The 7,704-nt window shown below is 69.2% G+C and carries 7 protein-coding genes and 1 pseudogene; 6 read left to right on the forward strand and 2 right to left on the reverse strand.

Annotated features, from left to right (window positions below):
* The 3 genes and pseudogenes from H0W38_RS11530 to H0W38_RS11540 form a co-directional block, all read left to right on the forward strand.
* Nucleotides 1-356, forward strand: a pseudogene (locus H0W38_RS11530) (hypothetical protein); the annotation flags it as partial.
* The gene (locus tag H0W38_RS11535; protein WP_292454057.1) at nucleotides 353-760 is read left to right on the forward strand and encodes a hypothetical protein; all 408 of its coding nucleotides are present in this window, start codon (nucleotides 353-355) and stop codon (nucleotides 758-760) included. The pseudogene H0W38_RS11530 and the gene H0W38_RS11535, both read left to right, overlap by 4 nt.
* 53 nt (nucleotides 761-813) lie before the next feature.
* A complete protein-coding gene (locus H0W38_RS11540) occupies nucleotides 814-1,800 on the forward strand; it encodes a quinoprotein relay system zinc metallohydrolase 2 (RefSeq protein ID WP_292454060.1) in 987 nt (328 codons plus the stop codon).
* A gap of 78 nt (nucleotides 1,801-1,878) precedes the next feature.
* Here H0W38_RS11540 and H0W38_RS11545 read toward each other — a convergent pair whose 3' ends face one another.
* Complete coding sequence (locus tag H0W38_RS11545) at nucleotides 1,879-2,544, reverse strand: DUF3280 domain-containing protein (RefSeq protein ID WP_292454062.1); 666 nt, start codon at nucleotides 2,542-2,544, stop codon at nucleotides 1,879-1,881.
* On the opposite strand from H0W38_RS11545, the gene H0W38_RS11550 reads away from it, so the two are divergent.
* Nucleotides 2,518-3,405, forward strand: coding sequence for an MBL fold metallo-hydrolase (locus tag H0W38_RS11550; RefSeq protein WP_292454064.1), 888 nt, complete (start codon nucleotides 2,518-2,520; stop codon nucleotides 3,403-3,405). The genes H0W38_RS11545 and H0W38_RS11550 overlap by 27 nt on opposite strands.
* 72 nt (nucleotides 3,406-3,477) lie before the next feature.
* On the opposite strand, the gene H0W38_RS11555 is transcribed toward H0W38_RS11550, so the two are convergent.
* Entirely contained in the window at nucleotides 3,478-4,677 is a 1,200-nt protein-coding gene (locus H0W38_RS11555) for an MFS transporter (RefSeq protein WP_292454067.1), read from the reverse strand.
* A gap of 215 nt (nucleotides 4,678-4,892) precedes the next feature.
* On the opposite strand from H0W38_RS11555, the gene H0W38_RS11560 reads away from it, so the two are divergent.
* Both H0W38_RS11560 and H0W38_RS11565 read left to right on the forward strand, forming a co-directional pair.
* Nucleotides 4,893-6,446, forward strand: a complete 1,554-nt coding sequence (locus H0W38_RS11560; protein ID WP_292454070.1) for an AMP nucleosidase — start codon at nucleotides 4,893-4,895, stop codon at nucleotides 6,444-6,446.
* Between the two features lie 185 nt (nucleotides 6,447-6,631).
* Nucleotides 6,632-7,704 (forward strand): GTP-binding protein (locus H0W38_RS11565; RefSeq protein ID WP_292454074.1); only part of this gene is annotated, 1,073 nt, incomplete at its 3' end.

Genomic DNA, 7,704 nt, shown 5'->3' on the forward strand with positions numbered 1-7,704 from the left:
AAAGGAAGACGGGCAACTACTTCCGCAACCGCATTCGCAAGAGCCTGGTCAACGAGGCGCAGGTGCGCGACACGACGGTCGCCTTCGAAGGGCGCGACCTGCCGGCGCAGGAGATCACGGTGACGCCTTACGTCACCGACCCGGCGCGCAGCCGCTACGAGCGCTATGCGCAAAAGCGCTACACCTTCGTGCTCTCGAAGGGCGTGCCCGGCGGCGTCTACCAGATGCGCACCTCGATGGCGGCCGCCCTGCCGAGCGAGGCGCCTCTGCTCGAAGAGGTGATGACGCTCGCAGGCCCGGCGGCGCCCGGCGCCGACTCGCCGAAAACCCCCAACCAACCGGTCAAGCCCCAATGAACATCACTCTCATTCGTTCCGCCCGAACCCTGCTGCCGGCCGCCCTTGCCGCACTGACCCTCGGCGCACCGATGGCGGCACAGGCGCAGGCCCAGGCCCAGGCCGGGCCGCACAACTACCCAACCTCCGACCGGGTGTTTTTCGTCGAGGCCTGCGCGGCCCAGCATCCCGGCACGCGCTTCGAAATGATCAGCAAATGTTCGTGCGTGCTCGACAAGATTGCCGCCGAGGTGCCGTTCAACGAGTTCGAGACGATGTCCACGGCCACCAATGCCTTCAGCATCGGCGGCGAACGCGGCAATTACATCCGCGATGTCGAGATGCTCACCGACGAGATCAAGCGCTTCAAGGAAGTGCAGGCAGCCGCCAAGAAGGGCTGCTTCATCAACGTCGAGGCGAAGTAGCAACGAACGTCCGGCGCCCGCACGCGACGCGCATGGCCAACTGCGAGGGATCGATGAGCGCTCACTCCTGGATCGCCAGGCGGCGATGCCGCATCGACGCGCTGATGCCTATGGCGGCTCTGGCGCTAGCGCTGCTTAGCGGTTGCAGCAGTTCCGCGCGGGAGGCCGGAAATCCACCCGGCGAGCTGCAGCAGATCGCGCCCGGCGTGTACTTGCGCCCCGGAGTGCTCGAGGACTGGGGACCGGCCAACCGCGGCCAGGTGGCCAACACCGGCTTCATCGTCGGCGAGCGCTGTGTGGCGGTGATCGACACCGGCGGCACGCGCGCGGGCGGTGAGGCGCTCGCCGCGGCGCTGCGGCGCACCACCGCCCTGCCCGTCTGCTACATCATCAACACCCATGCGCATCCCGACCATGTGCTGGGCAACGAGGCCTTCGTCGATGCGAACGCTCAGGCCGAGGGCCCGCAGTTCGTCGGTCACCGGCGGTTGCCCGCGGCACTTGCGGCGCGCGGGCCGTTCTACCTGAATGCCTTGAAGCGCGACTTCGGCCCCGCTGATGCCCAAGCGCGCATCGTGCCGCCCACGCTGCTCGTCGAGTCGACGCTCGAGCTCGATCTGGGCAACCGGCGTCTCACACTGCGCGCTTGGCCCACCGCCCACACCGATGCGGACCTGAGCGTGTTCGACGAACGCACGGCCACGCTTTGGCTCGGCGACCTGCTGTTCACCGACCACACGCCCGTGCTCGACGGCCAACTCAAGGGCTGGCTGGCGGCACTGGAGGAACTGCGAGGGTGGCGCGTCGCCACGGTGGTCCCGGGGCATGGCGCGCCAGGCAGCGACTGGCCGGCCGCACTCGATCCCCAGCAACGCTATCTGGAGCGCCTGCAGGCCGACACGCGGGCGGCGATCAAGAGCGGTCTGACGCTTCGCGAGGCGGTCGAACGCATCGGACCGAACCGGTCGCAATGGGCGCTGTTGGACGTGTTCCACAAGCGCAACGTGACCGCCGCCTACGCCGAGCTGGAATGGGAGTGAAAGCGCCGGATCGCACCTCGGCTTCGCGCACGGCCCTTCGTTCGGCAAAGCCCCGCCTGCACGCCGGGCGCCACGGACTCACAGGCCGTACTGCGGATCCTTCGCCCGACGTTGCACCATGTCGCGCACCAGATAGCTCACGGCCCGATTCCACGACTCGTCGACGTTGCTGCGCATGTCGACCGACTTGGTGAGCACCACCTTCTTCGCCTCGATGTCGTGAATCTCGACGTTGAGATTGAGGATCAGTTCGCTGACCTTCTGCACCCAGGTCGTCATCACCAGGTCGGCGCCGAGAAGCTTGCCGACCTGTTGGACGCAATCAGTGCATTGGTAGAGAAAGGCCTGTTGGCTGCGCAGCTTGGCCTGCAGGTCTTGCGACGGCCCGGCATCGACCACGCGGTACAGGCCGCGACTGTTCAACTCCTCCTGAAGCTGCGCGGTGGCCCGCACCAGGCGGGCCTGGGTGGCTTCCTTCGTCGCGGGATTGTGGTTGTCGTCAACAAGTTCGAAGTTGAGCACCGCGATACTGGGCAGGTTCGTAGGCGGGGCCGCCTGGGCCCGAACCGCGAAGCTGCTCACGAGCAAGGCTGCACCGAGGCAGCCGACAAAGAAACTGCGTTTCATTTTTTGTTCCGTCCTGTCATGAACATCGAGCGATCGGTCTTGTCCGGCCTTGCCAAGCGCCTTGTCCTCGGGTGGGCCGCGGCGTTGCAGATGGTCGTGTCGCAGGCTGCGCCGCACGACGATCCGATTGTCGTTGCGCCCGGTGTCTATGCGTGGATCGGGGGCACCGACGAAGCCGCGCCGGAGAACGCCGGCGTCATCGGCAACAGCGGCTTCATCGTCGGCGACAGCGGCACGACCGTCGTCAACACCGGCAGTTCGTATGCGCACGGCAAGCGCCTGATCGCCGCGGCCGAGCGCATCGGCGGCAAGCCGGTGTTGCTGGCCATCATGACCCAGCCGCTGCAGGAGTTTGTGATGGGCAGTGCCGCATTCGCCGAACGCGGCATTCCGGTGCTGGCGCACGAGGCCTCGGCGCGGCTCGTCAAGGCCCGCTGCGAAACCTGCTTGAAGAACCTCCAGGGCATTCTGGGCGAGGAGGTCATGCAGGGCACACGCGTGCTGGCACCGGCGCAAACGATCACGGCGACCCAGACACGCGAAGTCGGCGGTCGCAAGCTCCTGTTCTGGCATGGCGGCTGGGGCGCGACACCGGGCGACCTGGCCGTGATCGATGTGGCCACCGGCGTGGCCTTCAGCGGCGCGCTGGTTTCCGTGCGCCGCGTTCCCGAGTTGCGCGATGCCAATCTTGCCGGCTGGCGCCAGGCGCTCACGGCCTTCGAGGGACTGCCGATCACGAAGCTCGTGCCGGGCTACGGCTCAGTGGCGGGCCTGAAAGCCATCGCCGCGCAGCGCGGCTACTTCGATGCGCTCGAGCACCATGCCACCGATCTGCTCGACAACGGCGCCAGCCTCCTCGAAGCGTCGGAGCGCGCCGACCTGCCGGCCTATGCCGACTGGGACTTCTATGCCCAGGCGCACCCGCGCAACCTGCAGCAAACCTATCTGCGGCTCGAAGCCGCCGGCGTGGGCCGCTGAGGCCTGGGACCACGTGACGGGCCGGGCGGGCGAGGCGACGCGAGGCGCACGCGGTCGCGACCTCCGGAGTCTTCACGCCTTCCGAGGCGCGCCCCGCTCACGCAACAAGGGCCACATCGCCCACAAGCCGAGCGCCGGCCCCAGGCCGAGCGCTGGCAGCAGCCAAGCCAGCGCATGGCGCTGCGCCAGGGCGACGAAGAGAGAAATACTCGCGATCGAGATCGCGAAGCCGATGCTGTTGACGAGCGTGAGCACGCTGCCGACCGCCGCGCGCGGCGCGTTGCCGGCGGTCAGCGCCGAGAACTGCGGCGAATCGCCGGCCACGCTGATGCCCCAGACCAGCAGCCACGCCGCGAACACCGCATCGCCGGCCTGCAGGGCGAGTGGCGCGCACAGGCAGCACAGCCCGCTGGTCGCAAGCTGCGCGCCGGCCACGCGGGCGCTGCCCAGGCGCAGCGCCAACTGACCGCCCAACACGCAACCGAGAGCGCCGGCGCCGATCACCGCGAACGCCGCCCAGGACACCGCCGCGCCGGCCAGGCGAGTCGCCAGGATGGCGGGCACCAGCACCCACAGCGTGTACAGCTCCCACATGTGGCCGAAGTAGCCGAGCACCGAAGCGCGCAGCCGGGGCTCTGTGGCGATCGCGCCGAGCGCGCGCCACTGCAGCGTGCTGGCGCGCGGCAGGTGGGCGCCATCGGGCACGCTGGCCCACAAGCCCACGCCGCCGGCCAGCGCCAGACCCGACACCGCCAGCATCACCGGCTGCCAGGCAGCGCTCCCTTCACCGACCGCACCGATCGCCCGCAGCGCGTGCGGCAAAGCCGTGCCGAGCACCAAGGCACCGATCAGCCAGCCGAGCGCACGCCCGAGCCCCTGCGGGTACCAAGTCGCAGCGATCTTCATGCCCACCGGGTAAATGCCGGCGAGGAAGAAGCCGGTCAGCGCGCGCAGCGTCCACAAGGTGGCGAAGTCGAGCGAGGCCGTCGGCCACAGTGCGACTGCGGCGTTGCACAGCGCCCCCGCCGCCGCACACAGCAAGAAAACGAGGCGCGGCGAATGGCGATCGGCCACCGCCAGCAAGGCGAACACCAGCGTGCCGGCGATGAAGCCGAGCTGCACCGCCGAGGTGAGCGCGCCGACTGCGGCGGCGTCGAGCCCCAACGAGCGCTGCAGGTCGGGCATGACCGCGTTGACCGCGAACCAGAGCGACGTGCCACAGAACTGAGCCGCCACGATGACCGGCAAGACATGGCGAGGGACGGTGGCCATGGCGCAACGTTACCCGCTCGAGCAGTTCAGACTCAGCCGGCCAGGCCCCCAGCGGCCTGCGGGCGACCGGCGTCTCGCCACGAAGTCGCACAGCGGGCTGCGACAAGACGGCAACCGCCCAGCACCGAGGCCGCGGCAGCGACACCGTCCGCGCGTGCCGGGGCGCCCCGGCCACTGCCTGGTGCAGCCACCGGAAGAGGTCGCAGAATGCAGCCATGCCGACGCCGCCCTCCTCCCTTGCGGACACCATCGCCGCCCCGCCCCGGCACCACCGCGACGCCGCCGCCGCACTGGCCGATGTGCGCTCACGCTACGACGCCGGCATCGGCCTGCTGAGCGAGCAGCTGCAGCGCTTCATCGCCGGCGAAGAACTGACGCAGCGGGTGCGCGCCTTCTACCCCTACGTGGCCCTGCGCACCGACACCGTGGCGCGCGCCGAAACGCCGTTGGCCTACGGTTTCGTGGCCGGCCCCGGCCGCTACGAAACCTCGCTGACACGGCCCGACCTGTTCGGCGACTACCTGCTCAACCAGTTCGAGCTGCTGCTGCGCAACCACAGCGTGGCTTTGGAAGTCGGTTGCAGCGCCCAGCCGATTCCCGTGCACTTCTCGTTCGCCGAGCACCACCACATCGAAGGCTCGCTCAGCCCCGCCCGGCGCCTGCTGCTGCGCGACCTGTTCGACCTGCCCGACCTGGGCGCCATGGACGACGGCATCGCCAACGGCACCTACGAGCCGCTGCCCGGCGAAGGCGGCCGGGTGACGCAGCCGCTGGCGCTGTTCACGGGGCAGCGCATCGACTACTCGCTGCACCGGCTGCGCCACTACACCGGCACCACGCCCGAGCACTTCCAGAACTTCGTGCTCTTCACCAACTACCAGTTCTACATCGACGAGTTCATCAAGCTCGGCCACGAACTCATGAAGGCCGACCGCGGCGCCGCGCCGCTGTTCGAAGGCGGCACCCGCGGCGCAGAGGACAGCTACGTGGCCTTCGTCGAGCCTGGCAACGTGGTGACGCGGCGCACCGGGTGCACGCTGGAGCCGGGTGACTTTCTCGGCGCCGCGCCGCCGCGGCTGCCGCAGATGCCGGCCTACCACCTGGTGCGGCACGACCGTGCCGGCATCACGATGGTCAATATTGGCGTGGGCCCGAGCAACGCCAAGACCATCACCGACCACATCGCCGTGCTGCGCCCGCACGCCTGGATCATGCTCGGCCACTGCGCAGGCCTGCGCACCACGCAGCAACTCGGCGACTACGTGCTCGCTCACGGCTATGTGCGCGAGGACCACGTGCTCGACGAAGACCTGCCGCTGTGGGTGCCGATCCCGCCGCTGGCCGAGGTGCAGCTCGCGCTCGAGGAAGCCGTGGCCGACGTGACGCAGCTCGAGCGCAGCGAACTCAAGCGCGTGATGCGCACCGGCACCGTCGCCTCCACCGACAACCGCAACTGGGAGCTGCTGCCGCAGCGCACGCCGGAGCGCCGCTTCAGCCAGAGCCGCGCCATCGCGCTCGACATGGAAAGCGCCACCATCGCCGCCAACGGTTTTCGTTTCCGCGTGCCCTACGGCACCCTGCTGTGCGTGAGCGACAAGCCGCTGCACGGCGAGATCAAACTGCCCGGCATGGCCAACCACTTCTACCGCGAGCGGGTCAACCAGCACCTGCGCATCGGGCTGCGGGCGGTGGAGCTGCTGCGCCGCAACGGCATCGACCAGTTGCACAGCCGCAAGCTGAGGAGCTTCTCGGAAGTGGCCTTCCAGTAGCCCGCACGCCCGCGCGCGAGGCGCCCGCTCTAGGTCGGACTGGTTCGCTTTGTAGGTCAAGCCGGCACGCCCGCGCGCCGGGCGCCCGATCGCCCTGCCGCTTGTGTCGGGAGAGGTGATCTCTTAGGCTTGCGCCGAGCCCTGCCCCGAACCCAGCACGGCGCACGGCGCCGAAGGAGAGCGCGATGCCCCTGGCCCCCCACGCGGTGGATGTCACCGCAATCCGCACGCTGGCCCTGCTGGGCGCCAGCGCCGTCGGCAAGACAACACTCGTCGAGGCCCTGCTGCACCGCGCCGGCGTGATCGGCGCGCCCGGCAGCGTGGAGCGCGGCAGCACGGTCAGCGATCACGACCCCCTGGAGCGCCAGTTCCAGCATTCGCTCAACACGACGCTGGTGCACCTGATGCACCGCGACACCCGTGTGCACCTCATCGACACCCCGGGTTATCCCGATTTCATCGGCCCGGCGCTGACGGCGCTGGAGGCGGTCGAGACCGCGGCGGTGGTCATCGACGCGGCCACCGGCGTCGAGCCGACCGCGCGGCGAATGATGGACGCAGCGGCGCGCCGGGGCCTGTGCCGCGTCGTCATCGTGAACAAGATCGACGCGCAGGGCGTCGACCTGGCCGCGTTGGTCGAGCAACTGCGCGAGGCCTTCGGCAGCGAATGCCTGCCGCTGAACCTGCCGGCCGCTGGCGGCCGCGAGGTTGTGGACTGCTTTTTCAGCGCGGCGGCCAAGCCTGGCCATGAGGCCGATTTTTCTTCGGTGGAGGCCGCGCACCGGGCGCTCGTCGAGCAGGTGGTCGAGGTCGATGCCGGCTTCGTCGAGCGCTACCTGGAGGCCGGCGACATCGACCCGCGCGAGTTGCATGCGCCGCTCGAGCAGGCGCTGCGCGAAGGGCACCTGATACCGATCTGCTTCGTCTCGGCGCGCAACGGCGCGGGGTTGGCCGAACTGCTGGACGTCTTCGTCGACCTGATGCCGAACCCCGGCGAAGGCAACCCGCCGAAGTTCCTGCACGGCGAGGGTGTCGAAGCGCAGCCGATCCTCGCGCAGCCCGACCCGGCGCTGCATGTGCTGGCCCACGTGTTCAAGCTCACCGTCGACCCCTACGTCGGCAAGCTCGGCATCTTTCGCATCCACCAGGGCACGGTCACGCGAGACAGCCTGCTCTACGTGGGCGATGCGCGCAAGCCGTTCAAGGTCGGCCACCTGTTCCTGCTGCAGGGCAAGACGCTGGTCGAAGTGCCCAGCGC

Source organism: Methylibium sp. (genome assembly GCF_013817365.1).
In the GTDB taxonomy this organism is placed as follows: Bacteria; Pseudomonadota; Gammaproteobacteria; order Burkholderiales; family Burkholderiaceae_C; genus Methylibium.